1 protein-coding gene is annotated in these 923 nt (G+C 75.7%); it reads right to left on the bottom strand.

The window, feature by feature from the left end; genetic code table 11:
• Positions 1-923: baseplate J/gp47 family protein (locus KD1_RS16010; RefSeq protein WP_174521128.1), on the bottom strand; the 923-nt coding region annotated here is incomplete at both ends.

Raw genomic sequence — 923 nt, 5'->3', positions numbered from 1 at the left:
GATCTCCCGAGCCGCGGCGCGGTACGTGCTGCGCAGCCGGTCCTCGACCGCCGCGAACACCTCGGGCCGCTCCCGCAGCGGGTCGACCGCGACCCGCAGACCCACGCGGAACGTCGCCAGCCGGACCGGGACGACCTCCGCGCGCACCTGGGGGTCCCCGGCCTTGACCAGGGCCGAGCGGACGCGGTCGACCACCGCGGTGGCCGGTGGTCCGCCCTCCGGATCGGAGATCGTCACGACGATCCCGCGGCCACCGCGCAACGGCAGCACCACGGCCGTCGCCTGCCCGATGCCCGGTAGGGCGAGCGCGAAGTCGGCGTAGTCGAGCAGCGAGACCGCGCGGCCCAGGGTGCGCACCGGTCGTGGGATCGACCGCCGGGCACTCGCCTCGGTCTCCGGGTCCACGCCACCGCTGGCCTCCAGCGGGTTCGTCACCGCCGAGAGTCCGAGCGGCCGGTCGAGCGCCTGACTGACCTGGCCCACCCGGAGGTTGCCGGCGGCGCCCGCACCGATGCGGTAGCGGGCCCGGACGTTGGCCGATCCGGAGGGCAGTCGGGCTCCGTGGCGGCCGTCGCCGAACACCACCGACTCCGTACCGTCGGGCTCGTCACGGGTGACGAACACCCGCTCGTGCGGTGCCGCGCCGTAGGTGGAGACGCGTTCGCGCCAGCGCAGCCCGTCGACGGACACCTCCAGGGTGGACGCCGACCCGGTCGGGGTGTCGGTCGGGACGAACGTCAGCGGCCCCTGCTTGAGGGTGAAGGACTGGAAGGGCCGCCGCGCGTCCCCCGAGCCGAGCACCTCGCGGATGGTCTCGCCGTGCGTGGCGCGGGCGACGTTGCCGAGCACCAGCGCGCCGGAGCGGCGGTACGACCGGGTCAGCGACGCGGCGAGGTCGAGTCGGGTCCGCCCACCGGGCAGGG

Origin of the sequence: Kribbia dieselivorans NBRC 106261 (genome assembly GCF_001552435.1) — a bacterium.
Lineage (GTDB): Bacteria > Actinomycetota > Actinomycetes > Actinomycetales > Dermatophilaceae > Kribbia > Kribbia dieselivorans.
Note: the sequence above shows the minus strand (reverse complement) of the source record. Positions and strands in the feature narration are given on the sequence as shown.